The organism is Dyadobacter endophyticus (genome assembly GCF_014641595.1).
Taxonomy (GTDB): domain Bacteria; phylum Bacteroidota; class Bacteroidia; order Cytophagales; family Spirosomataceae; genus Dyadobacter; species Dyadobacter endophyticus.
In genome coordinates, this window is sequence record NZ_BMIA01000003.1 from 175932 (window position 1) to 198284 (window position 22353).

At 50.8% G+C, this 22353-nt stretch carries 21 protein-coding genes and 1 riboswitch; of the genes, 17 read left to right on the plus strand and 4 right to left on the minus strand.

Annotated elements, in window-relative coordinates; translation table 11 throughout:
• The first annotated feature begins 11 nt into the window (after positions 1-11).
• The 5 genes from IEY24_RS20545 (at position 12) to IEY24_RS20565 (ending at position 8687) form a co-directional block, all read left to right on the plus strand.
• The gene (locus IEY24_RS20545; protein ID WP_438821075.1) at positions 12-3410 is read left to right on the plus strand and encodes a SusC/RagA family TonB-linked outer membrane protein; all 3399 of its coding nucleotides are present in this window, start codon (positions 12-14) and stop codon (positions 3408-3410) included.
• A 21-nt stretch (positions 3411-3431) separates the two neighbouring features.
• A complete protein-coding gene (locus IEY24_RS20550; RefSeq protein ID WP_188935564.1) occupies positions 3432-5009 on the plus strand; it encodes a SusD/RagB family nutrient-binding outer membrane lipoprotein in 1578 nt (525 codons plus the stop codon).
• Between the two features lie 166 nt (positions 5010-5175).
• Entirely contained in the window at positions 5176-6447 is a 1272-nt protein-coding gene (locus IEY24_RS20555) for an amidohydrolase/deacetylase family metallohydrolase (RefSeq protein ID WP_188935566.1), read from the plus strand.
• A 104-nt stretch (positions 6448-6551) separates the two neighbouring features.
• Entirely contained in the window at positions 6552-7484 is a 933-nt protein-coding gene (locus IEY24_RS20560) for an RraA family protein (RefSeq protein ID WP_188935568.1), read from the plus strand.
• Between the two features lie 96 nt (positions 7485-7580).
• Positions 7581-8687 carry a bile acid:sodium symporter family protein gene (locus IEY24_RS20565; protein ID WP_188935570.1) on the plus strand — a complete coding sequence of 369 codons (1107 nt, stop codon included), beginning with the start codon at positions 7581-7583 and terminating at the stop codon, positions 8685-8687.
• Between the two features lie 254 nt (positions 8688-8941).
• Here the strand turns inward: IEY24_RS20565 and IEY24_RS20570 are convergent, their stop codons facing one another.
• Positions 8942-9445 carry a GNAT family N-acetyltransferase gene (locus tag IEY24_RS20570; RefSeq protein WP_019940819.1) on the minus strand — a complete coding sequence of 168 codons (504 nt, stop codon included), beginning with the start codon at positions 9443-9445 and terminating at the stop codon, positions 8942-8944.
• Positions 9446-9587: 142 nt separating this feature from the next.
• Positions 9588-9683: riboswitch (TPP riboswitch) on the plus strand.
• A gap of 74 nt (positions 9684-9757) precedes the next feature.
• Between IEY24_RS20570 and thiS the strand changes: the two genes are divergently transcribed.
• The 10 genes from thiS to IEY24_RS20620 all read left to right on the plus strand — a co-directional run bounded on the left by thiS (position 9758) and on the right by IEY24_RS20620 (position 19721).
• Positions 9758-9961 (plus strand): sulfur carrier protein ThiS, encoded by a 204-nt coding sequence (gene thiS / locus IEY24_RS20575; RefSeq protein ID WP_188935572.1) that lies wholly within the window; start codon positions 9758-9760, stop codon positions 9959-9961.
• Between the two features lie 48 nt (positions 9962-10009).
• A complete protein-coding gene (gene thiC / locus IEY24_RS20580) occupies positions 10010-11902 on the plus strand; it encodes a phosphomethylpyrimidine synthase ThiC (protein ID WP_188935574.1) in 1893 nt (630 codons plus the stop codon).
• Positions 11902-13308, plus strand: a complete 1407-nt coding sequence (locus IEY24_RS20585; protein WP_188935576.1) for a thiamine phosphate synthase — start codon at positions 11902-11904, stop codon at positions 13306-13308. Before thiC ends, IEY24_RS20585 begins: the two co-directional genes overlap by 1 nt.
• Positions 13302-14069, plus strand: a complete 768-nt coding sequence (locus tag IEY24_RS20590) for a thiazole synthase (protein ID WP_188935578.1) — start codon at positions 13302-13304, stop codon at positions 14067-14069. Before IEY24_RS20585 ends, IEY24_RS20590 begins: the two co-directional genes overlap by 7 nt.
• Complete coding sequence (gene thiH / locus IEY24_RS20595; RefSeq protein ID WP_188935580.1) at positions 14059-15177, plus strand: 2-iminoacetate synthase ThiH; 1119 nt, start codon at positions 14059-14061, stop codon at positions 15175-15177. Before IEY24_RS20590 ends, thiH begins: the two co-directional genes overlap by 11 nt.
• Before the next feature lie 78 nt (positions 15178-15255).
• Positions 15256-16302 carry a HesA/MoeB/ThiF family protein gene (gene moeB / locus IEY24_RS20600; RefSeq protein ID WP_188935582.1) on the plus strand — a complete coding sequence of 349 codons (1047 nt, stop codon included), beginning with the start codon at positions 15256-15258 and terminating at the stop codon, positions 16300-16302.
• A gap of 8 nt (positions 16303-16310) precedes the next feature.
• Positions 16311-17117, plus strand: coding sequence for an AraC family transcriptional regulator (locus IEY24_RS20605; protein ID WP_188935584.1), 807 nt, complete (start codon positions 16311-16313; stop codon positions 17115-17117).
• A gap of 73 nt (positions 17118-17190) precedes the next feature.
• Positions 17191-18132, plus strand: a complete 942-nt coding sequence (locus tag IEY24_RS20610) for a nitrilase family protein (protein WP_188935587.1) — start codon at positions 17191-17193, stop codon at positions 18130-18132.
• A gap of 176 nt (positions 18133-18308) precedes the next feature.
• Entirely contained in the window at positions 18309-19190 is an 882-nt protein-coding gene (locus IEY24_RS20615) for a sulfite exporter TauE/SafE family protein (RefSeq protein ID WP_188935589.1), read from the plus strand.
• A gap of 63 nt (positions 19191-19253) precedes the next feature.
• Positions 19254-19721, plus strand: coding sequence for an NADH-quinone oxidoreductase subunit A (locus tag IEY24_RS20620; RefSeq protein ID WP_188935591.1), 468 nt, complete (start codon positions 19254-19256; stop codon positions 19719-19721).
• A 4-nt stretch (positions 19722-19725) separates the two neighbouring features.
• On the opposite strand, the gene IEY24_RS20625 is transcribed toward IEY24_RS20620, so the two are convergent.
• Positions 19726-20133 (minus strand): PIN domain-containing protein, encoded by a 408-nt coding sequence (locus IEY24_RS20625; protein WP_188935593.1) that lies wholly within the window; start codon positions 20131-20133, stop codon positions 19726-19728.
• Entirely contained in the window at positions 20130-20372 is a 243-nt protein-coding gene (locus IEY24_RS20630; protein ID WP_188935595.1) for a hypothetical protein, read from the minus strand. The genes IEY24_RS20625 and IEY24_RS20630 overlap by 4 nt, the downstream gene beginning before the upstream one ends.
• Before the next feature lie 232 nt (positions 20373-20604).
• Here IEY24_RS20630 and IEY24_RS20635 point away from each other — a divergent pair, with 232 nt between their 5' ends.
• Complete coding sequence (locus IEY24_RS20635; RefSeq protein ID WP_188935597.1) at positions 20605-20940, plus strand: helix-turn-helix domain-containing protein; 336 nt, start codon at positions 20605-20607, stop codon at positions 20938-20940.
• Between the two features lies 1 nt (position 20941).
• On the opposite strand, the gene IEY24_RS20640 is transcribed toward IEY24_RS20635, so the two are convergent.
• Positions 20942-21685, minus strand: a complete 744-nt coding sequence (locus IEY24_RS20640; RefSeq protein ID WP_188935599.1) for a hypothetical protein — start codon at positions 21683-21685, stop codon at positions 20942-20944.
• Between the two features lie 131 nt (positions 21686-21816).
• Here IEY24_RS20640 and nuoB point away from each other — a divergent pair, with 131 nt between their 5' ends.
• The gene (nuoB, locus tag IEY24_RS20645) at positions 21817-22347 is read left to right on the plus strand and encodes an NADH-quinone oxidoreductase subunit NuoB (RefSeq protein WP_188935601.1); all 531 of its coding nucleotides are present in this window, start codon (positions 21817-21819) and stop codon (positions 22345-22347) included.
• The last annotated feature ends 6 nt before the right edge of the window (positions 22348-22353 follow it).

Sequence of the window (22353 nt, forward strand, 5' to 3'; positions counted from 1 at the left end):
TACAGAAAATCATGCGCATTACTCTGTATCAAGCCCTGCTCTCCATCGCGTTCAGCACTTTCGTTCATGCGAACGATGTGCGCGGACAACGTGTGTTAGAACAAAAAGTGACTTTGCGTTTAGCCAATTCCGAGATAGACAAGGCATTGGAGAAGATTGAGAATGTAACGAAGGTTAAGTTCATGTACAACCCTCAGATCTTTACTAATCAGAAAGCATCCTATAAATTTCAGGACGAATCATTATCCGAAGTTCTCAGTAAAATTCTGACTCCGCATAAAGTTACTTACGAAGTGGTGCAGGACCGCATCATCCTGCGCCGTGAACAGGCACCCGTTGAAGAAAATGCAATAAAAACGTCGCCCAAACGCAACGTTACAGGAAGCGTTAAGGACGAAACCGGCGCTGGCCTGCCAGGCGTGAGCGTACTCGTAAAAGGCACGCAAAGAGGAACTTCCAGTGACGCAGAAGGCAAATTTTTTCTGGATATTCCGGATGGCGAACTGGCGACTGCCGTTCTGGTTTTCAGTTTCGTAGGTTACACGACACAGGAAGTTGCAGTAGGCAGCCAAACGAGCGTGGATGTGCAGCTGGCGCCAGAGGCAAAGGCTTTGAACGAGGTGGTTGTTACGGCTTTGGGTATTTCCAAAGAGAAAAAGGCGCTGGCCTATGCAGTAACCGAGGTGAAAGGCAGCGAGTTTACACAGGCCCGGGAAAACAACGTGGCGAATGCATTGACAGGTAAAATTGCAGGCGTTAACGCAACCGGTATGTCGACAGGCCCTGGTGGTTCCAGCCGCATTATCATCCGCGGTAACGGATCTTTGAGCGGTAACAACCAGCCTTTGTACGTAATTAACGGTATGCCGATGGACAACAGCGTACCAGGCGGCGGCAATGCTTCGGACGGTAATGGTAACAATACCGACCGCGGTGACGGTATCGGTGGTATCAACCCCGACGACATCGAGTCGATCAGCGTTTTGAAAGGCGGCCCGGCAGCGGCTCTTTATGGTGCACGTGCTTCCAATGGTGTTATTTTGATTACTACCAAAAAAGGACGTGCACAAAAAGGTATCGGCGTGGAGTACAATGGCAACTTCTCGGTGGACAACCTTTCGATCATCCCTGATTGGCAATACGAATACGGGCAGGGTGTGGACGGTGTAAAACCTACTACACAAACGCAGGCAAAAAGCTCGGGACGTTTATCATATGGTGCCAAAATGGACGGCACGCCGGTTGTTCAGTTCGACGGTGTGGAACGCCCTTACTCGCCGCAGAAAAACAACCTGAAAAATTTCTACCGCACCGGAACAAACTACATCAACTCCATCTCGTTCACTGGTGGTAATGAAGTGGTCAACTTCCGTTTCGGCTTGAACAATACGAGTTCAAAAAGCATTGTACCTAATTCTTCTTTCAACAGAAGAATCGCCAACCTGAACCTGAATGCACAGCTGGGTAAAAAACTGAGCATTGAAACTGTTGTTCAATACAATATCGAAAACGGCCACAACCGTCCGAAAGTAGGTTATGCGGACTATAACCCGCACTGGGCAACTTACCTGGTAGCCAATACGGTGGACATCAGAAGCCTTTCTCCTGGTTATGACGCTACTACTGGCAAAGAGATCGAATGGAACCCCGTTCCTGCTGCCCCGAACCCTTATTTCGTGATCAACAAGTTCAAGAATGAGGATACCAAAAACCGTTTCCTCGGACAAGCGAACATCAAGTACGACATTCTCGACAACCTGTTCATTAAAGGTAGCGTGAGCCAGGATTACTACAATTTCAATTACGAATTCGTAGTACCGACCGCCAACGCGTACCAGCCACTGGGAACCTATGAAGCGAAGAAGGTAACATCTTCCGAAACCAACGGAATGCTGACTTTGAACTACTCAAAGGATTTCTCGGAGAATTTCAATTTCTCGGCACTCGTGGGTGGCAATATTCAGAGAAGCATCTACGACCAAACCGCATTCAATGGAGCAGAGTTTACAATCCCGGGCTTTTACAGCTTTACCAACCTGGCTACTTCGACGGTTATTCCTACCTACAACAAAAGCGGTATCAACTCACTGTTCGGTTCGGCGGATATTGGTTACAAAGGGTTTGCCTATCTGACCGTTTCAGGTCGTCAGGACTGGTTTTCGGTGTTGAACAGCAAGAGCAACAGCATTTTCTACCCTGCGATAGGCGGTTCGTTGATTTTGTCGGAGGCATTCAAACTGCCTGATGTGGTCAGTTTTGCGAAACTGCGCGGTTCATGGGCGCAGGTGGGTGGTGCTACGGTACTTCCTTACCAGATCTACCAAAGCTACGCTATGGCAGTGGGTGGCCACAACGGCCGTCCGGTGCAGCAGCTCTCTTCTTCCGTCGTGCCTAACCCCGATTTGAAACCACTGACTTCGACTACCTACGAAGCAGGTTTGGAAGCGAAATTCATGCATAACCGTCTGGGCATCGACATTACACTGTATAACCGCAAGACTACCAACGACATCGTTCAAAGCAATATCGCGTCGTCGGCAGGGTACACAGCCGCATTGTTGAACGTTGGTGAGCTGAGCAACAAAGGTATCGAGCTTTTGCTGACAGGAACGGCGATCAAGCAAAACAACTTCCTGTGGGATATCAGCTATAACATGGCCTACAACAAGAGTGAGATCGTGCAACTGGCTCCTAACCTGAACCAGCTGAGCATCGGAACCGGTGTGGGTGGTGGTTTGATCAACAACGTGGTTGGCGGTACTTATGGCGAAGTTTGGGGTTACAACAAACTCAAAGATGCGAACGGCAACACGGTGTTCAATACGGCAAGCAACTATGCAGTACGCGGAAACCTCGAGAAGCTGGGTAACGGTACGCCTCCTTGGACAATGGGTATTACCAACAACTTCAAATACAAAAACTTCTCGCTCAACATCCTGATCGACGGCAAGTTCGGAAGTGTGGTTTACTCCAACCTGTACCAGTATGCCTACCGCTTCGGTTTGCCGAAAGAAACACTTCCCGGCCGTGAAACGGGTCTGACTGTAACAGGTGTAACGCCGGAAGGTGCTCCATTCAGCAAAACATGGGAAAAGAAAGACATTGATACTTACTATGACAATGACAAGAACTACACAGGTATGTTCGTGTTCAACAACGATTTCGTGAAACTTCGCCAGGTGATCATTAGCTACAATCTGCCGGTGAACAATTTTTCGCTCCTGGGTACAAAGCTGCAAAGCGCCTCGCTGTCGATCGTTGGACGTAACCTTTTGCTGCTTTACAAAGACAAACGTAACAACTACTTCGATCCGGAGTCGAGCTACACCAATGGCAACGCGCAAGGTCTGGAAGCATTCGGTGTGCCGAGAACGAGAAACATCGGTGTGAACCTGACAGTGAAGTTTTAATCATTCAAAATCTTTGTCACGATGAACAAATTTCTGAAATTAACATATATGGCCGCGATGGCCGCCTTCATCTCTTCCTGCGACAATGGGTTTGAAGAAATGAATGTAAATCCCAATGCGTCCAGGGACGTCGTACCCGGTTTCCTCTTCACCAGGACGCAGCTCACGACGGTAAGCAACAACTTCACGGGAGCGGCTTACCTGACGATCGGTGGTTCTATGCAGCATTTTGCTACCTACAAAGAGGTACCTGCCGCGGGTGACAAGTATTTCAATTTCTCCTATTCGCAGGGAAGCTGGGCATTGTTTGGCGGTGATCCTGCATCCGCCGGGGCTGTGATCGACATTTTGCAGGTAATCGATGCTGTTAAAACTTCTCCCGAGGATATTAATAAGCTTTCGGTAGCACGTATCTGGAAAGCCTACCTTTTCCACCGCCTGACAGATCTGTACGGAGACATTCCATATTCCGAAGCTGGAAAAGCCCTGACTGAGAAAAACTTCACTCCGAAATACGACACCCAGGCATTCATCTATGCCGATCTGTTGAAAGAGCTGGACGAATCCATCGCGGCATTTGATAACAGCAAAGCGACGTTTGCGAATTCAGACCTGATTTACGGATCGCAAGGAACAGCCAATCAAATTGCGAACTGGAAGAAATTCGGATATTCGTTGATGCTCCGCCTTGGAATGCGGCTTACCGAGATTGATCCGGCGATGGCCGAAACCTGGGTAAAAAAGGCCATCGCGGGTGGCGTGATCACTGCTGATGCCGATATCGCAAAAATCGATTACGTGGATGGTTCCATTACTGCCAGCCGCAACTTCATTTCAGCTGGGTTGATGAGTACCGACTACGTTTCCGCGGGCGATGATAACGTCGAAGGTGGAAAATTTGCAAAGACATTTATCGACCATTTGAAAACGACCAGCGATCCCCGTTTGAATGTCATCTCCATCGTATGGACGAAGGCCTCTCCCACGGCGGCGTATGTCGCGGACACGGCAACTGCGCTGCAATCGGGAATGCCCAATGCGGCATTCAACGGAAAACCTGCCAACTTCGACCAATATTCCGAGCCTAATCCGGCAACGATCCTGAAATACAATGCTCCATTGCTGGTACTCACCCCCGCCGAAATGCACCTGCTGCTGGCAGAAGCAAATCTTCGCGGCTGGTATAGCGGCGCAACAGCCGAAGCATCGTACAATGCTGCTGTTACTTCCGGTTTGAAACAATGGTCACTGTTCGGAACGGCGGGTATCATTTCCGATGCTAAAATCGCGGCTTACCTGAAAGCGAACCCATTTAATGCGGCTGGCACAACCGCCCAGAAAATGGAGCAGATCGGCACGCAGAAATGGGTAACCCTATTCCTGGAAGACGAATACGAGATCTTCTCGAACTGGCGCCGGACCGGCTATCCCAAGCTGACTCCGACGAACTACCCGGGTAACCTTACCGGCGGCCAAATCCCGACCCGTTTCGTGATCCCTGATTCGGAAGAGCTATACAACAAAGTGAATTTTTACGAAGCGCGTACACGCCAGGGCGGTACCAACACGCTTTCGAGTAAAGTTTGGTGGGATAAATAAGCGGCCCATGCGCTGTTTGTTTATCAAATAAATGGCCGATACGGATTGCTGACCCAAATCGGCAATCCGTATCGCTGTTTACGACTCAAAAATTTCCGAGCTATGAGTGAGGAGTTTCAAGTGATTTTTTGTCTTAACTATAACAGCTTTTCCTAAACCAAAAACCATGATCAAAAAAGTATTCATTGCCGCCGCACTAATCTGTTGTGCAGGCATGGCAAACGCTCAGAAATATTCAATCGTGATCAAGGGCGGTCACGTCATTGACCCCAAAAACAATATCAACAGCATCATGGACGTCGCGCTGAAAGGCGATACGGTGATGCTCGTCGCCAAAAACATCGACGCCAAGGAAGGCGTGCAGGTGGTGAATGCCAAAGGGCTTTTCGTAACGCCCGGCCTGATCGACATGCACTCGCACAACTTCTTCGGCACGAAAATGGACCAAACTTACAGCAATGGCCCTAATGCCCTCCCACCCGACGGTTTCACGTTCCGTACCGGTGTTACCACGGTGGTCGACGCGGGCTGCGCCGGCTGGAAGTCGTTCCCTGATTTCAAGAAACAAACCATCGACGCCTCCCGCACCCGCGTACTCTCGTTCCTGAACATCGTAGGCGAAGGGATGCGCGGTGGCACATACGAGCAGAACGTAGAGGATATGGACGCCGCGGCTACCGCCAAAGTGGCAAAAGAATATCCGGAATACATTGTGGGCATCAAACTTGCTCACTTCAACGGCTACAACTGGACGCCTACCGACCGTGCCGTGGAGGCCGGCAAGCTTGCCAACATCCCGGTCATGATCGATTTCGGTGGCAGCCAGCCGGTTTTGCCCATTGAAGAGCTTTTCATGAAGCACCTCCGCCCCGGCGACATTTTCACCCACTGCTTCGGGCAACTCGCCAGCCGCGAACCGATCGTGGACGTGAAAGCGGGCAAAGTGAAGCCATTCGTATATGAAGCACGTAAAAAAGGGATCATTTTCGACGTGGGCTACGGCGGTATCAGCTTTGCATTCTCGCAGGCGATCCCGGCCATCAAAACCGGTTTTTACCCCAACACTATCAGTACCGACATCCACACCGGCAGCATGAACAACGCGATGAAGGATATGCTCAATGTCATGTCCAAATTCCTCGCTATGGGTATGGACCTGCCGGCGGTGATCAAAGCCAGCACCTGGGCGCCTGCGCAAGCCATTCACCGCGAAGAGCTGGGTAACCTTTCGGCAGGCTCTCGTGCGGACGTGTCCGTGTTGCGTGTGCTCGACGGCAAGTTCCAGATGAACGACACCGGCACATTCGGTTTCTTCGATTATACCGGCGCCAAGGTACAGGGCAAGCAGAAACTCGAAGCCGAAGTAACCATCCGTGCAGGACGTGTCGTGTACGACCTGAACGGCCTGACCAACCCGATTGTCGTTTCGAGAAGATAACCTGACAATGGGAGCCCCTAGCGATGTCACCGGGCGGGGCTTCCATTGATATTTTGCCTAATTTCACCTACTCAATATATCCCTGCCGTACTTTTTCTTGTCTTATGAAACTACCGATTCTCTCTTTGACGACGATCCTGACCTTAACCTTCGGAGGCCTGCAAACTGCGAAGGCACAGACTATGCCGAAAGAAGAACTGATTTTCCTGACCTCCGAATGGAAAGGCGAACGCTTCCCCGACGGCCGCCCGAAAATCTCCGACGACCTCGTCCGCCGCGCGAAGGAAATCAATATCGAAGAAGCCTGGGTAGTACTCAAAAACGAAGGCTATAACTGCCAGTTCGAAGGCAATTGGAAAATCGTGCACGACGACGTGGTGATCGCCGGCCGCGCATTAACCGCTCAGTTCATGCCATCACGACCGGATATTGAAAAGAATATCAAAGACCGCGGTGGCAAACAGGGCCGCATCGGCAATACCAATTCCTGGCCGATCGACATGCTCAGCAAAGGCGACGTATATGTAGCCGACGGCATGGGCAAAATCGTGGAAGGAACGCTGATCGGCGATAACCTTGCCAACTCCATTTTCGCGAAAACAGGCAATGGCGTAGTATTCGACGCCTCCGTACGCGACCTCGACGGCCTCTCAAAAATCCCGGGTTTCAACGCATTCGTCCGTGATTTCGATCCATCCTACCTCAAAGACGCTGTGGTGACCGGCATCAATACCCCTATCCGCATCGGCCGCGCCGTCGTGCTTCCAGGCGATTTGGTTTTGGCTAAAAAAGAAGGGGTGATCTTCGTGCCTGCGCACATGGTCGAGAAAGTGGTGCAAACTGCCGAGTTCATCGCATTGCGTGACAAATTCGGTATTCAAATGCTGAAAGAAGGCAAATACACCCCCGGCCAGATCGACAGCCAATGGACTGACACGCTGAAAAACGACTTCCTCAAATGGCTCGATAAAAACCCGAACGAAATCCCCATGAAGCGTTCGGAGCTCGACGAATACATGAAAAAAAGAACCTGGTAAACGAGTAATCCAGACTGGTTTTCAGCATTTCCTGTTTGGTAAAACTGACAGGATTTTTCTTTCGCATTTTTAAAATTGCATTTTAAATACATTTATATGAATATTTACAAGCTTCTATCCGGCGTCGCCGCGGTTTGCCTACTGATAGCGCTCTACCTCGCTTTCACCGGAAGCCTCCCCTCCGCCGGCCCCTTCTTTATTGCATTCTTCCTGTCGCTTGCCATCAGTTTCAGAGGTTATGAAAAATTGAAAGGTTTTACCTACACCACTGTCATTTTCGCGGCGGTAACCACGGCATTGTACTACCCGCAGCACTTCCTCACCGTCGGTGAATTCAAACTTTCAACCCTCATTACCCCATTGATCCAGATCATCATGTTCGGGATGGGGACTTCCATGAGCTTCGGCGATTTTGTAGGGGTAGTTAAAATGCCAAAAGGTGTGCTTATCGGCGTCGTGAGCCACTTTATCATTATGCCGACCATCGGCTATACATTGGCGAACATCAGCGGCTTCCCACCTGAAATCGCGGCGGGTATCATCCTCATCGGCTGCTCACCCAACGGAATGGCTTCCAATGTGATCTCTTACCTCGCGAAGGCGAACCTGGCATTGTCTATTACCATTACTGCCATTTCAACCATGCTCGCGCCGTTGGTAACACCGGTACTCATGAGCTTGCTTGCAGGCGCTTTCGTGCAGATCGACACTTTGCATATGATGTGGGATATTATTAAAATGGTGATCATTCCGATCGGCGCGGGATTGTTCTTCAACAAGCTGTTCAGCGGAAAAGTGAAATGGCTGGACGCTGCTATGCCGCTGGTTTCGATGGGTGGGATCGCGTTCATCATCGTGATCATCACCGCTGCCGGCCGCGACAGCCTTTTGTCGATCGGTCCCGCATTGCTGTTGCTCGTATTGATCCACAACCTCTCGGGTTACACGCTCGGCTACTGGTCGGGCCGCCTGTTCCGCATGAGCGAGCGCGATTGCCGTACGATAGCCATTGAAGTAGGCATGCAAAATGGCGGATTAGCTTCTGGTATCGCGAAGGAAATGGGGAAAATGGCCACCGTGGGCCTAGCCCCGGCCATTTTCGGGCCGTTGATGAACATTACCGGCTCCATACTCGCCTCCTGGTGGCAAGGCAAGCCCACCGGCGATGAAGAAACTTATGTAGAAACGGGCAGAGCCCATTAAAAGAAAACGAGGCGCAGTGTTAAGCTGCGCCTCGTTTCTTATTGTCACGTGTTGTTCAGTGTGGTCAGATGTGGTTAATAATAGTCAGGTGTTGTCAAGTTTTGTCATGCTGAGCGAACCGGGCCGCCGGGGCGGTCGAAGCACTAGTATAACGTTACAATTTCACCGTACGGACTGTCTTCGACCGCCCGGTTCGCTAAGACTGACATTTTTCGATTCTCCATTCTCCATTCTCCATCCTCCCTTTCCTCCTTTCAATCCTCTTCCAACAAAAGCTGCATATAAACCAAATCCAGCCACTGGTCAAATTTATAGGCTACCTCTTTGAGATATCCCTTCTCCACAAACCCATATTTCTTGTGAAATTCAATACTAGCACGGTTTGAAGCATCGATACATCCGATCATCGTATGCAGGCCCGATTCCTTCGCACGCTGGATAAGGCTACCGAGCAACTTCCCGCCCACGCCCATTCCGCGCGACTTCTCGTCGAGGTAAATCGAATGCTCTACACTGAATTTGTACCCGATTTTCGGGCGGAAAATATTATAGGACCCATAACCGATTACTTCGCCTTCCAATTCCGCTACGATCACCGGCATTCCGTCATAGAACATCTGTTCAAACCAGGCCTTTTGTTGTTCCAAGGTCCGGGGTTCGTAGTCATAAATAGCCGTGGTGTTCAGAATAGCGTGGTTGATTATTTCCAACAGCGAAGGCAGATCCTTAGGAGCAGCACTTCTGATGATCAAATCCATCAAAATAAAGCAGGTCGTTATACAGGTTTTTATATTAGGGTCAAAAATACCTTAATATTTTAAAAAATTTCACGTCTTATCCACGTTCCGTCTTACGTTTTTTTCTAATTCTTTTGAAAATCATGAATTTCGAATAGCTTTGCTTCAACTTTAGGGGTGTCCCGACATGCGGACTGAGATCATACCCTTTGAACCTGATGCAGCTAGTACTGCCGAAGGGAAAAGCAGGAGTTACCGTGCACGTAGCTCCGTCTATTCTTTCGTCACCGGTCCATTCCTAAGGTTTTTTGTATTTAAAAAACTGAACCAGGAATGGAAATCATCCTAAACGGCCAGGCAAAGCAAATCGCCGCCCCTTACACGGTAGGGCAGCTCGTATCCGAACTATTTTCGGCTAACGGCAAGGGCATAGCCGTGGCCATCAACCAATCGGTAGTCCCGAAATCCGACTGGCCCATCCGCCAGCTTTCCCCCAACGACCAGATCACGCTCATTACCGCTACGCAAGGCGGCTAGCATTGCATTGTCCTGTATCCCACCATTTTTAAAACCTGAAACATGAACATGAAGACAGAAAAAACGCCGGAAACCATCACGCGTGCCCCGTTTCCAAATTCGCAGAAAATATATGTTAAAGGGCAGATCCATGACATTTCCGTAGCAATGCGCGAGATTTCGCTGACTGATACGCGCATTCACGGCGGCGCGCGTCCGGGAAAACCAGGTGCGAGCGAGCCTAATGAACCGGTTACCGTTTACGACACCAGCGGCCCCTATACCGACCCGAATATTGAAATAGACGTCAAGAAAGGCCTTCCCGCATTACGTGCGGAGTGGGTACGCGGTCGCGGGGACGTGGAGGAGCTGGAAACGATTTCTTCTGAATACGGCCGGATGCGCCTCGCCGATGCAAAACTGGATCACTTGCGGTTCGCACATAATGCGAAGCCATTGCGCGCCAAAGCCGGAATGAACGTTTCCCAGCTGCATTATGCCAAAAAAGGCATTATCACACCTGAAATGGAATACATTGCCATCCGCGAAAACCAGCGAATCGACTTGCACTTGGCGTCTTTGAATGGCAAGGCAGGCGCTTTGGCACACCAGCACGCGGGCCACAGCTTCGGGGCAAATACGCCTAAAAGCCACATTACCGCTGAGTTTGTGAGAGAGGAGGTAGCCGCGGGAAGAGCGGTAATCCCCTCGAACATCAACCACCCTGAAAGCGAACCGATGGTCATCGGACGAAACTTCCTGGTGAAGATCAATGCCAATATCGGGAACTCGGCCGTATCGTCGAGCATTGAAGAAGAGGTGGAAAAAGCCGTTTGGGCTTGCCGCTGGGGTGCGGATACCATCATGGATTTGTCGACCGGCAAGAACATCCACGAAACGCGCGAGTGGATCATCCGCAATACGCCCGTACCGATCGGTACCGTGCCCATTTACCAGGCTTTGGAAAAAGTAAACGGCAAAGCCGAAGATCTGACCTGGGAGCTTTTCCGCGATACATTAATCGAACAGGCCGAACAGGGCGTGGATTACTTCACAATCCATGCGGGCGTACTGCTGCGCTACATTCCCCTGACCGCCAAACGCATTACCGGAATTGTTTCGCGCGGCGGGTCAATTATGGCAAAATGGTGCCTTGCGCATCATAAAGAGAACTTCCTGTACACGCATTTCGAGGAAATATGCGAGATCATGAAGGCTTACGACGTGGCATTCTCACTCGGCGACGGCCTGCGTCCCGGCAGCATTGCCGACGCCAACGACGCAGCGCAATTCTCGGAACTCGAAACACTGGGCGAACTGACCAAAATCGCCTGGAAACACGACGTGCAAACCATCATCGAAGGCCCCGGACACGTGCCGATGCATTTGATCAAGGAGAATATGGAGAAGCAGTTGCAGCACTGCCACGAAGCGCCATTCTACACGCTTGGACCACTGACGACCGATATTGCACCGGGTTATGACCACATTACCTCGGCGATTGGCGCGGCCATGATTGGCTGGTTCGGTACCGCCATGCTTTGCTACGTAACACCGAAGGAGCATTTGGGATTACCCAATAAAAAAGATGTAAAAGACGGCGTGATCACCTACAAGATTGCCGCCCACGCCGCCGACCTCGCCAAAGGCCATCCCGGCGCGCAGTACCGCGACAATGCATTGAGCAAAGCCCGCTTCGAATTCCGATGGGAAGACCAGTTCAACCTCTCCCTCGACCCGGATACCGCTCGTGAATTCCACGACGAAACGCTTCCTGCCGAAGGAGCCAAAATCGCGCATTTCTGCTCAATGTGCGGCCCTAACTTCTGCTCGATGAAGATCACCCAGGATGTGCGCGACTATGCGGAGGAAAACGGGCTGGGGACGGAAGAAGCGGTCAGTGAAGGAATGCAACAGAAAGCCAGGGAGTTTGCGGAGAGGGGCAGTGAAATTTATTTGTAATGGAAGAATTGATTGTCATAACACATCCGGAAATGCTACCCGGGGAGGCTGGGATGATCAACCAGCTTCTCGCACACGGGCTCACGCGCCTGCATGTGCGTAAACCTGAGTCGACGGCGCCGGAGCTGCGTGCACTGCTCAAACAGATCGATCCGCAGTTCTGCGAACGCATTGCTTTGCATCAGCATCATGCACTGGCAGGCGAGTTTGGAATTACCGGCCTGCATTTTACGGAAACCAACAGGCTGTCGCAGAGCCTGGAAACGTTGGAAGCACTGAAAAGCAGTGGAAACATGCTCAGCACTTCGCTACACGATCCTGCTGATCTGGAACAGCTTTCCCACTGCTTTGACTATGCATTCCTGGGGCCGGTTTTTGATAGTATTTCAAAGAAAAATTATAAGGCTGTATTAGCGAATGGTTTCCGATTGGAACGGTTCAATTTCCCCGGGAAGCTGATCGCATTGGGAGGAATAGACGGTACCAAACTTGATCTTGTCGCTTCTCTTGGGTTCGACGGTGTGGCGGTACTGGGTGCAATATGGATGAATACGGCAAATACCCTTGCGGAGTTCCGGGTACTTGCCTCAGCCCTGGCCGCAAGGCCCGGGTTAAAACCCGGCGGCAGGGGGATCGGTACCGGCCCCAGGTTAAAACCTGGGGTTGGGGGGGAAGACAGTCTGTTGCGCTATGCGGCCGCTGAAGCGGAGTACCCGCAAGCAAAAGTACTCGATTGCCCGCAGTTTCAACCGGCGGATCAGGAGCAAAAGTATAAATCTGGTTTAGTAGATAAATTGCATTTCATTTCCAATGAAACCAGCAACATGTCGCACATCGACAGCATCCGCCTTGCCCTGGAAGCGGGTTGCCAGTGGATTCAGCTGCGGGTGAAGAACCGCCCAGAAGATGAGGTGCTTCCTATCGCCCGGGAAGCTAAGCAGCTTTGCGATAGTTATGGCGCCAGACTCATCATTAACGATTTCCCCCGCGTTGCCCTGGCCGTCGAAGCCCATGGCCTGCACCTTGGCCTCACGGACATGCCCGTACCCGAGGCGCGCGCGCTCGCGGGGGAGAAAATAGTGATCGGCGGTACGGCCAATACCTGGGAAGACATCGTGCGGCGGGTACATGAAGGGGCGGATTACATCGGGCTCGGGCCGTTCCGGTTTACCAATACCAAGCAAAATCTCAGTCCAATTCTCGGCATCGGGGGATATCAAACATTCATACACCGAATGCGGCAGGCCGGTCATTCTACGCCCATTATCGCCATCGGCGGTATTACACTTCACGACATCGGCAACCTTCGCGAAGCTGGCATTCACGGCGTGGCCATGTCCGCGGCATTGATCGGCGCGACTGATCCCCAAAACACATACCATCAAATCCAACAAGCGTTATGCTAACCATTGCAGATAAAACATTTCGATCCAGGCTCTTTACCGGCACTGGCAAATTCAGCTCGGCTCAGGTGATGGAAGAGGCATTGCTCGCCTCCGCCTCCGAGCTGGTAACAGTTGCATTACGCCGCGTAGATGTTCACGACGCGGGCGATGATATTCTCAGCCATTTAGCCCACAACCACATCCATTTGCTGCCCAACACTTCCGGTGTACGCACGGCGAAAGAAGCGGTTTTTGCGGCCCAGCTCGCGCGGGAGGCATTGGAAACCAACTGGCTGAAACTGGAAATCCATCCCGACCCGAAGTACCTCCTGCCCGATCCCATCGAGACATTGAAGGCTACCGAGGAACTTGCCAAACTCGGCTTTGTAATATTGCCTTACATACACGCCGATCCGGTTCTTTGCAAACGGCTGGAAGAAGCCGGCGCATCGGCGGTAATGCCGCTGGGCTCACCGATTGGCAGCAATAAGGGATTGAAAACCATCGATTTCCTTGAAATTATCATCGAACAGAGCAAAGTCCCGGTGGTAGTGGATGCTGGTATAGGCGCGCCTTCGGATGCGGCGAAAGCGATGGAAATCGGGGCCGACGCCGTGCTGGTGAATACCGCAATTGCCGTGGCCGGTGATCCGGTGGCGATGGCCGAGGCATTTAAACTGGCCGTGCTGTCGGGAAGGATAGCTTACGAAGCGAGATTAGGTTCTAAAAGTAACCTGGCTGAGGCTAGCAGCCCTTTAACCGCATTTCTGGATGAGCTTTAAAGAAGAATTTGCGCGGCACTCGTGGGATACGGTCAAGGAAGAGATTTATTCCAAAACGGCCGCAGATGTGGAAAGGGCATTAACCGCGCCGAAAAGAACATTAGAAGACTTCAAAGCGCTGATTTCCCCTGCCGCCGCCGCATACCTGGAACCGATGGCGAGGCTGAGCCGCGAATTGACGCGCAAGCGCTTTGGCAATACCATTCAAATGTATGTGCCGCTGTATTTGTCCAATGAATGTACCAATATATGTACCTACTGCGGGTTCAGCCTGGACAACAAGGTGCGCCGCCGCACGCTCACCGACCGTGAGATCCTTCGAGAAGTGGAAGTGATTAAAGGCATGGGTTACGAGCATGTACTGCTGGTTACGGGCGAGGCGAATCAAACCGTTCATGTCGAGTACTTCAAAAAAGTCCTGCAATCGATCCGCCCGCATTTCGCACAGGTATCGATGGAAGTGCAGCCACTCGACCGTGATGAATATGAAGAACTGATCCCGCTCGGACTGCATTCGGTGCTGGTTTATCAGGAAACCTATCACCAGGAAGATTATCGTAAACATCATCCGAAGGGCAAAAAAGCGAACTTCAACTATCGCCTCGAAACGCCCGACCGGCTCGGGCAAGCGGGCATTCACAAGATGGGTTTAGGGGTATTAATAGGTCTGGAAGACTGGCGCACCGACAGTTTTTTCACCGCATTACATTTAAACTACCTTGAGAAAACTTACTGGCAAACCCGTTACAGTCTTTCCTTCCCGAGGCTCAGGCCTTTTTCCGGCGGCCTCGAACCAAAAGTAGAAATGAGCGATCGGGAGCTGGTGCAACTCATTTGTGCTTACCGGATCTTCAACGAGGAAGTCGAACTATCGCTTTCCACGCGCGAATCCGAGAAGTTCAGGAACCATTGCATCCAACTCGGTGTAACATCCATCAGCGCTGGTTCCAAAACTAATCCGGGCGGCTATGCGGTCGAACCCGAATCCCTCGAACAATTCGAGATATCGGACGAAAGAACGCCCGCCGAAATCGCCCGAATGATCCGCGACGCGGGTTATGAGCCGGTTTGGAAGGATTGGGACGCTGGTTTAATTTTGAATGACTGAATGATTGAATAAAGTCTATTCGGTCATCGCGCGGCGACCCGGTCATTCATTCACTCATTGACTCATCCACTTATTAACATGACCCCAATCGAACGCAAACGATACGCCAGGCAGATCATCATGCCGGAAATGGGCCTAACCGGACAGGAAAAGCTCCGTGCCGGTAAAGTGGCCGTCGTGGGTGCAGGCGGGCTGGGCTGTCCGGTCCTGCAATACCTGGTTGCGGCGGGTGTCGGTGAAATTGCCATTATTGATGATGATACCGTGGAACTCACCAACCTGCACCGGCAAATACTGTACTCTGCTGATGATATTGGTAAAAACAAAGCCATTACCGCAGTCGAGAAACTCTCGGTGCTCAATCCATTCGTTCGTCTCACCGCCTACCCCGACCGGCTGACTGCCGAAAACTCTGCGGACCTGCTTAATGGTTACGACCTGGTCATAGATGGTTCCGACAATTTCGAAACACGCTATCTCGTCAATGATTTTTGTGTGGAATTGAATAAGCCGTTCGTGTTCGGCTCTATCCTGCGTTTTGAAGGCCAGGTTTCGGTATTCAACTATCAGGGTGGCCCCACCTACCGCTGCCTTTTCCCAGACGCCGAAGAGGGTGACAATTGTGCAGAAGCGGGAGTAATGGGTGTATTGCCGGGCATTATCGGTACTTACATGGCGAATGAGGCGATCAAGATTATTGTCGGGATCGGGGAGCCGTTATCTGGCAAACTACTGGTCATCAATACCCTTTCAAACAATCACACGATTTTCCAGTTTTCGAGGTCGGAAACCGCAATTCCTTCAAAGTCTCCGGGCGCTCCGGCACCACAGCCATCTGTCGGAGACGGTACGCGTGAGATTTCTTATGATGAGTTCGAAGCCTTGCAAATAGCTGATCCCGAGCAGGTATTACTTGTGGATGTCCGTGAATATTACGAATTTGAAGCGGACAATTTCGGGGGCGAAAATATCCCGCTATCCGAAATCCCCGAAAGTATCGGCCATTTCCCTGCTGGAAAAAAAATCGTTTTCTACTGTAACAGCGGCAAGCGGAGTTTGCAGGCAGCCAAACTGCTTGCACAAAGCGGTTACGACGGTCAGGGCTTCTGGGCGCAACACTGGTAATCAATGCAATGCAGATCAAACCGACACCCCTCCTTTCCGGCATTGTGCGGCATTTTCTGGTCATAGAAAGTGACGCGAAATCGGCTATGCGGATATTTTCGGATGGAAACACGGGAGTGGTGTTCAATTATGGCGACGCGCTTTTTTATCAAAATGAAATGCATTCAGCGTCTGCAAGCCTGCCTGCCTGCTTTTTATACGGTCAGCTCGATAGATACCGCAACGTTTGGGCACAGGGAAGCATCCGGTTGCTCATTGCCGTACTTCATCCTTTCGGGGCAGCGGCATTGCTTAAAATGCCAGCGTCGGAGTTGCGAAACCAGATAGTCGGATGCGAAGATTGTTTCAAAACCGATGTGGCCTTAGTAAATGATGAAATCGCCACTTCATTTGTCATTCATGATAAAATCCGGGCGGCGGAGCGATTTTTATTGTCCCAATTGGCGGATTTCAATAGCAGTAATGCCCTGGTAACCCATGTCGTTAACATTATCCATACTCAAAATGGCCTGGTTCCGGTCGCACGGCTAGCCGCGTTAACCGGCACGACAGAACGCCAGCTTCAACGCAAATTTGAAGAACATATCGGTATCTCGCCGAAACGCTACGCAGGCATCACGCGCCTGCAATACGCGCTGCGAATGCTGCGAAAAAGATCCGGCGATTTGTCCTTAGCCGGGATAGCCTGTGAATCCGGCTTCTTCGACCAGGCACATCTTATCCGCGAGATGAAGGGGCTGTCGGGGCTCACGCCCGGCCAGTACCTCAGCCCTCCGAATGTCCTCGCCGCCAATTTGATCCGCCTCGCTCATTAGTTTTCGCCGCTTGTCGGGTTTGTACAATACATGTGCGATCCGTGCATTTACTTTTGAGTAAAAAAGCGAAGCTATGAAACCGATCAGAATTGCAACAGCCCAGTTTGAAAACAAAAGCGGCGACAAAGCGTACAACCTTAGCGTAATCCGCCAGCTCGCAGGAGATGCGTCCAAAGCAGGTGCAGACGTCATTGCATTCCATGAATGCTCGATCACCGGCTACACATTTGCGCGGCAACTATCACGCGAGCAGCTGCTCGAAGTCGCCGAACCTATTCCCGACGGTCCCAGCATTCGCGCCTTGCAGGACATTGCGGCGGAGCATCATATTGTGGTCCTTGCGGGTTTGTTCGAGAAAGATGCCAACGATAATATGTACAAGGGCTACGTTTGTGTCGACCAAAACGGCCTTGTTGCGAAGTATCGGAAACTGCACCCATTCATTAATCCGCACCTCACCCCTGGCAATGAATATGTAATTTTTGACCTTTTTGGCTGGAAATGCAGCATGCTCATTTGCTACGACAACAACATTATCGAGAACGTCCGAGCTACGAAATTGCTGGGTGCCGACGTCATTTTCATGCCTCATGTTACCATGTGCACCCCCTCCACGCGCCCGGGAGCCGGATTTGTCGACCCTGCCCTTTGGCACAATCGCGAAGCCGATCCGACCTCGCTTCGCCAGGAGTTCGACGGCCTTAAAGGCAGGGCCTGGCTCATGAAATGGCTCCCCGCCCGTGCTTACGACAATGCCGTTTATGCTATTTTCTCAAATCCGATCGGAATGGACGACGACCAGCTTAAAAACGGCTGTTCCATGATCCTGGATCCATTCGGAGACATCATCGCCGAATGCCGGAAACTCGACAACGATTTCACCGTCGCCACACTGACACCCGAGAAACTGCAGCAAGCGGGTGGTCATCGTTACATTCAGGCCCGCAGGCCGGAGCTTTACCGGGATATTCTCGGACAGGGTCATGTTTCTGAGCAAAGGGTCGTTTGGCTATAAAAACCTAAATTGGTTGAATCGACCCAGTAAATAATCTTCATCAGAGTGTAAACGAGCCAATTGGCAAGCAACGATTCAGGGTTTTAAGTAAAATTTAATAATCTATCAATTACGTAGATTAAATAGTTTTGCTATTTTTGTAAACTCTATATTCCACAATTCTAAAATTCACGGTAATGCTTGCCAAAGTGCTCTCGCTTAAACTGCCCTCGTCGCCGACCTGGTATATTGTTCCGGCTGCGGCCATTCTGCTGCTGCTGGGGCTGCTCCTGACCAATGGCGTCATCAGCGTCAACACCGAAGAGGTTACCGGCTTCCTGACAGGCGAATTTGCGTTGTACGTGCTGGTGGGCCTGGCGGCGCAGCTCGTGGACGGGGCATTGGGAATGGCTTATGGCGTAACTTCCAACTCGTTTTTGCTGAGCCTCGGCGTCACGCCCGCGGTAAGCAGCGCAAGCGTGCATTTCGCAGAAATGTTCACAACCGGCGCCTCCGCAATCTCGCATTTCCGTTTTAAGAATATCAACAAAAAACTGTTTAAAAGCCTGCTTATACCCGGCGTATTAGGCTCAATTACAGGCGCCTACCTACTGTCTGATGTCATCGACGGCAACGTCATCAAGCCATTTATTGCTTTTTACATGTTGGTACTCGGCGTGATCATCATCCGCAAGGCGCTGCAGAAGAACTTTGTTAAAAACAAAACCAAACGTATCAGCATCCTGGCTGCAACAGGCGGTTTCCTCGATTCGATTGGCGGCGGTGGCTGGGGACCGATCGTTACTTCTACCCTGCTCGGCCAAGGCCGCGATCCACGTTACACGATCGGATCGGTGAATGCTGCCGAATTCGCCGTGGCTTTCGCCAGCGGTATCACTTTTATGCTTTTTACGGGTGTCGACAGCTGGAAAGTTGTTTTGGGACTGATTGTCGGTGGCGTAATGGCCGCTCCGTTCGGCGCCATGCTCGTGGGCAAGATCAACCGCAAGCCGCTCATGCTGCTCGTGGGTGTACTGGTGATCGGCCTTAGCATCCGCACCATCCTGCTGAGCATTTAATAGCTGCCTTTTCGCGATATCCGGCGCAATTTGCCTAGTTTTGCACAAAACAGGCACATTATTATGCTCACCGATTTTGGTTATATCCTGCTCTTCATCATCGCCGCGCTGATATTGCTCGGCGTTATGCTAACCATCGCGAAGTTCCTTCGCCCGCATAATCCCAATGAAGAAAAATTAACCACGTACGAATCCGGTGAAGACCCGCTTGGCAACGCGAACATCCAGTTCAACGTGCGGTTTTACGTCGTAGCCCTGATTTTTGTTTTGTTTGAAGTCGAGTTACTGTTCCTTTTCCCCTGGGCGGTCGTTTTCGGAAATAAAGAACTAATCGAACAAACCGAAGGTCAATGGGGCTGGTTTGCAATGGCCGAGATGACCGTTTTCATCGGCATCCTCATCCTCGGCCTCGCCTACGCCTGGGCAAAAGGCTATCTCGACTGGGTTCTCCCCAAACCACAAATTCCAGAAGTTAAGTCCCCCGTTCCCGCGGATTTGTATGCGAAAGTGAATGAACGGTATAAGAAGTAGGTAACTAGTCAATCCAGTTTTCCAACCTCAGCTGGACCAGATTCTTAAAATCCCGCGTATTACGGGTGACCAGCGTTAGATTGTGGGCGATTGCTGTAGATCCTATCAGCAAATCAAATTCCCCCGTCGGAAGCCCGGCCTGCCTGAGAGTGACTTTCTGCCGTGCATATTCGTTAAAGCATTGTCCTATCAGCAATATTCGGCCTGCAAATGCAGCCCTTAGCCAATTGAGGTTTTCGCGGTTAGCCTCACGTCGGTTTGACGCACTGTTTTCCACACCGTACATCAACTCCAAAATCGTGATTTCTGATAAAAAACAAGAACTGATCCCGACTGCTTCTATTTTACGTTCGAGATCTTCATGCCCCTTGAACAGGTGAATACAAATATTTGTATCCAGAAGATAGCTCATAATTCTATGTCGCGTTGCTGATCGTGGCGGGCATTATAAATGATGGCTTCCAGTTCCTCAGCTGTTTCTTCCCCTCGCCAGCTACCTGCAAATCTCTTCAACGCGGCATACTGGTCTGTACTTCCTGCCACTTCAGATCCATGACTTTCCTTCACCGGCAGGCCCAGCCTTTCTGCAAGGCCTTTGAGCAAGGCAAAATCATTATCGCTTTGAGTTTCAATGGTGATCGAATGTGCCATAATTTACATTTTCAAGAAAAACTCTAATCAATTGGCCCGGGTTCCAATTTACAGGAAAACCACGAATTGCACAACTTCGTATTTTCCAAACCCCTTAGATATATAACTTTCTGATAAACAACCTCATAAATTATCGAATGGCTTGGTTGTTTTGTTGAATTATATTGACAGTTACTTAAAAAATGCCGACTTTTCGGGTTTGTTACCATTCCGTCATCATCAACAAAACAATATGGAAGCTTTTGCAAAAAACCTGCGTACAAAGCGGGAAAGAAAAGGATTTTCTACGGCCAACATGGCATCGTCGCTCGAAATCAGTGAAGAACAATACGACGAGCTGGAAAACGGACACGCCACTCCCACTGTCAATACCCTCAAACGGCTCTCCGAAATCCTTAGCACTACGGTGCCGGAGCTAATCACCGACCGTCCTGTGCAACAAATCGTTCGCGACATTCCAGTGGCGCATTTTTCGCCTGAATCGCTGAGCGAAATGGATAAGGACACTTACATTAAAATACTCGAAAACCAGTTACGTACGCTGCTGGCCGAAAAGAAAGGCGCGTGACCTAGTGCATTCCGCTCCATTTCTTCATGTGTGGGCGCGGGAAGAACACGAGTCCAAGCTGTACATAAAGCTGGTTTACTTTCAACCGTGACAGATCGTCGACCGTAACGTTGTCGCCTTTCCATTTGCGCCTTCCGAGAATGGGCTGATGATAGGTCAGTTTGCCACTCAGATACACTTTTTCGTGGATTTTAGGCAAGAAATCCATTTTATAATCAACCCCGATACCGCCGTGCAGATTAATATTGGCGGTATAGAGTTTCACGGCCTGATAGGCCGATGGGTTGTTAAACAGCTGTTGCGCGGACACGGAAGCATTGCTCTTGATGTTCAGCCTGTACACCATAAAATCGGCGCCGATCGGTATGGTAACGTTCCAGCGCGCGTTGTTCACGAGCTTCGGGCCACCGTCGGTACCGATGCCCAAGCCGTTCAGGTATGCCTTTCGCGTGTCACGGTCTGAGGTGTAATTGGTACTATTCATGACGATGATTCTGGTTTCCGAGAACCATTTTTCTGATTCTGTGCGACGTGCGAGCACGAGATTGCCCATGAACGAAGTAAACGGCTTTACCTGAAGGCGCGAAAGCTGGTCACGCAAGGTTTTGTTGTTGGGAAGCGCCCCCAATTCTACGTAAACCGCCATGCCGGTTTTGAAGATCCTGACGGTGGAATCGGACTGGGCCGACGCCGTTCCGATGCAAAAGGCCGAAAACAGGAAACTGATGAGTAGTTTATGTTTCATATAGTTGAAGTGTTGTGTTTGTTTTGTAACGCCGCCTGAAACCGATTCTTGCCAAATATGGTTAGTTTTGCAGGTGGATATAGCATTTTCAAGCAATATCCGTACCAAAATCCGGCATCTTTAAAATATTCATGAGCGAGCGAATAAAAACCGGCGACGGAGGCATTATCCTGACCAATGCGGAGGACCTGATGAATTGGGCCCGTCTGTCGTCTTTATGGCCAATGGGCTTTGGTTTGGCGTGCTGTGCGATTGAGATGATGGCTACCTACGCGGCCAATTACGACCTAGAACGTTTCGGGATTATGCCACGGCCTTCGCCGCGGCAGTCGGACGTGATGATTGTGGCCGGAACCGTTACCTTCAAAATGGCCGACCGCATCCGCAGGCTATACGAGCAAATGCCGGAGCCGCGTTATGTGATCTCGATGGGAAGCTGCTCCAACTGCGGCGGTCCGTACTGGGAACATGGTTACCACGTGGTGAAGGGCGTCGACCGCATTATTCCTGTGGATGTATATGTGCCCGGGTGTCCACCCCGCCCCGAAGCGCTTATCGGCGGCTTTATGAAGTTGCAGGAGAAAATCCGCGGCAAGCAGGAAGCCGCTCCCCAACTGTTTCTTGAAATGGAAGCCGCAGGCCAGCAAGCCGTTTTATCCTAATCCCTT

Excerpts from the sequence above, each read along its gene's own strand:
- IEY24_RS20590 (WP_188935578.1), top strand. The coding sequence starts at position 13,302 with ATGCTAACCATTGCAGATAAAACATTTCGATCCAGGCTCTTTACCGGC.
- thiC (WP_188935574.1), top strand. The coding sequence starts at position 10,010 with ATGAAGACAGAAAAAACGCCGGAAACCATCACGCGTGCCCCGTTTCCA.
- IEY24_RS20630 (WP_188935595.1), bottom strand. The coding sequence starts at position 20,372 with ATGGCACATTCGATCACCATTGAAACTCAAAGCGATAATGATTTTGCC.
- IEY24_RS20605 (WP_188935584.1), top strand. The coding sequence starts at position 16,311 with ATGCAGATCAAACCGACACCCCTCCTTTCCGGCATTGTGCGGCATTTT.
- IEY24_RS20560 (WP_188935568.1), top strand. The coding sequence starts at position 6,552 with ATGAAACTACCGATTCTCTCTTTGACGACGATCCTGACCTTAACCTTC.
- IEY24_RS20545 (WP_438821075.1), top strand. The coding sequence starts at position 12 with ATGCGCATTACTCTGTATCAAGCCCTGCTCTCCATCGCGTTCAGCACT.
- thiS (WP_188935572.1), top strand. The coding sequence starts at position 9,758 with ATGGAAATCATCCTAAACGGCCAGGCAAAGCAAATCGCCGCCCCTTAC.
- IEY24_RS20550 (WP_188935564.1), top strand. The coding sequence starts at position 3,432 with ATGAACAAATTTCTGAAATTAACATATATGGCCGCGATGGCCGCCTTC.
- IEY24_RS20640 (WP_188935599.1), bottom strand. The coding sequence starts at position 21,685 with ATGAAACATAAACTACTCATCAGTTTCCTGTTTTCGGCCTTTTGCATC.
- IEY24_RS20615 (WP_188935589.1), top strand. The coding sequence starts at position 18,309 with ATGCTTGCCAAAGTGCTCTCGCTTAAACTGCCCTCGTCGCCGACCTGG.
- IEY24_RS20635 (WP_188935597.1), top strand. The coding sequence starts at position 20,605 with ATGGAAGCTTTTGCAAAAAACCTGCGTACAAAGCGGGAAAGAAAAGGA.
- thiH (WP_188935580.1), top strand. The coding sequence starts at position 14,059 with ATGAGCTTTAAAGAAGAATTTGCGCGGCACTCGTGGGATACGGTCAAG.
- IEY24_RS20620 (WP_188935591.1), top strand. The coding sequence starts at position 19,254 with ATGCTCACCGATTTTGGTTATATCCTGCTCTTCATCATCGCCGCGCTG.
- IEY24_RS20625 (WP_188935593.1), bottom strand. The coding sequence starts at position 20,133 with ATGAGCTATCTTCTGGATACAAATATTTGTATTCACCTGTTCAAGGGG.
- IEY24_RS20555 (WP_188935566.1), top strand. The coding sequence starts at position 5,176 with ATGATCAAAAAAGTATTCATTGCCGCCGCACTAATCTGTTGTGCAGGC.
- nuoB (WP_188935601.1), top strand. The coding sequence starts at position 21,817 with ATGAGCGAGCGAATAAAAACCGGCGACGGAGGCATTATCCTGACCAAT.
- IEY24_RS20565 (WP_188935570.1), top strand. The coding sequence starts at position 7,581 with ATGAATATTTACAAGCTTCTATCCGGCGTCGCCGCGGTTTGCCTACTG.
- IEY24_RS20610 (WP_188935587.1), top strand. The coding sequence starts at position 17,191 with ATGAAACCGATCAGAATTGCAACAGCCCAGTTTGAAAACAAAAGCGGC.
- moeB (WP_188935582.1), top strand. The coding sequence starts at position 15,256 with ATGACCCCAATCGAACGCAAACGATACGCCAGGCAGATCATCATGCCG.
- IEY24_RS20570 (WP_019940819.1), bottom strand. The coding sequence starts at position 9,445 with ATGGATTTGATCATCAGAAGTGCTGCTCCTAAGGATCTGCCTTCGCTG.
- IEY24_RS20585 (WP_188935576.1), top strand. The coding sequence starts at position 11,902 with ATGGAAGAATTGATTGTCATAACACATCCGGAAATGCTACCCGGGGAG.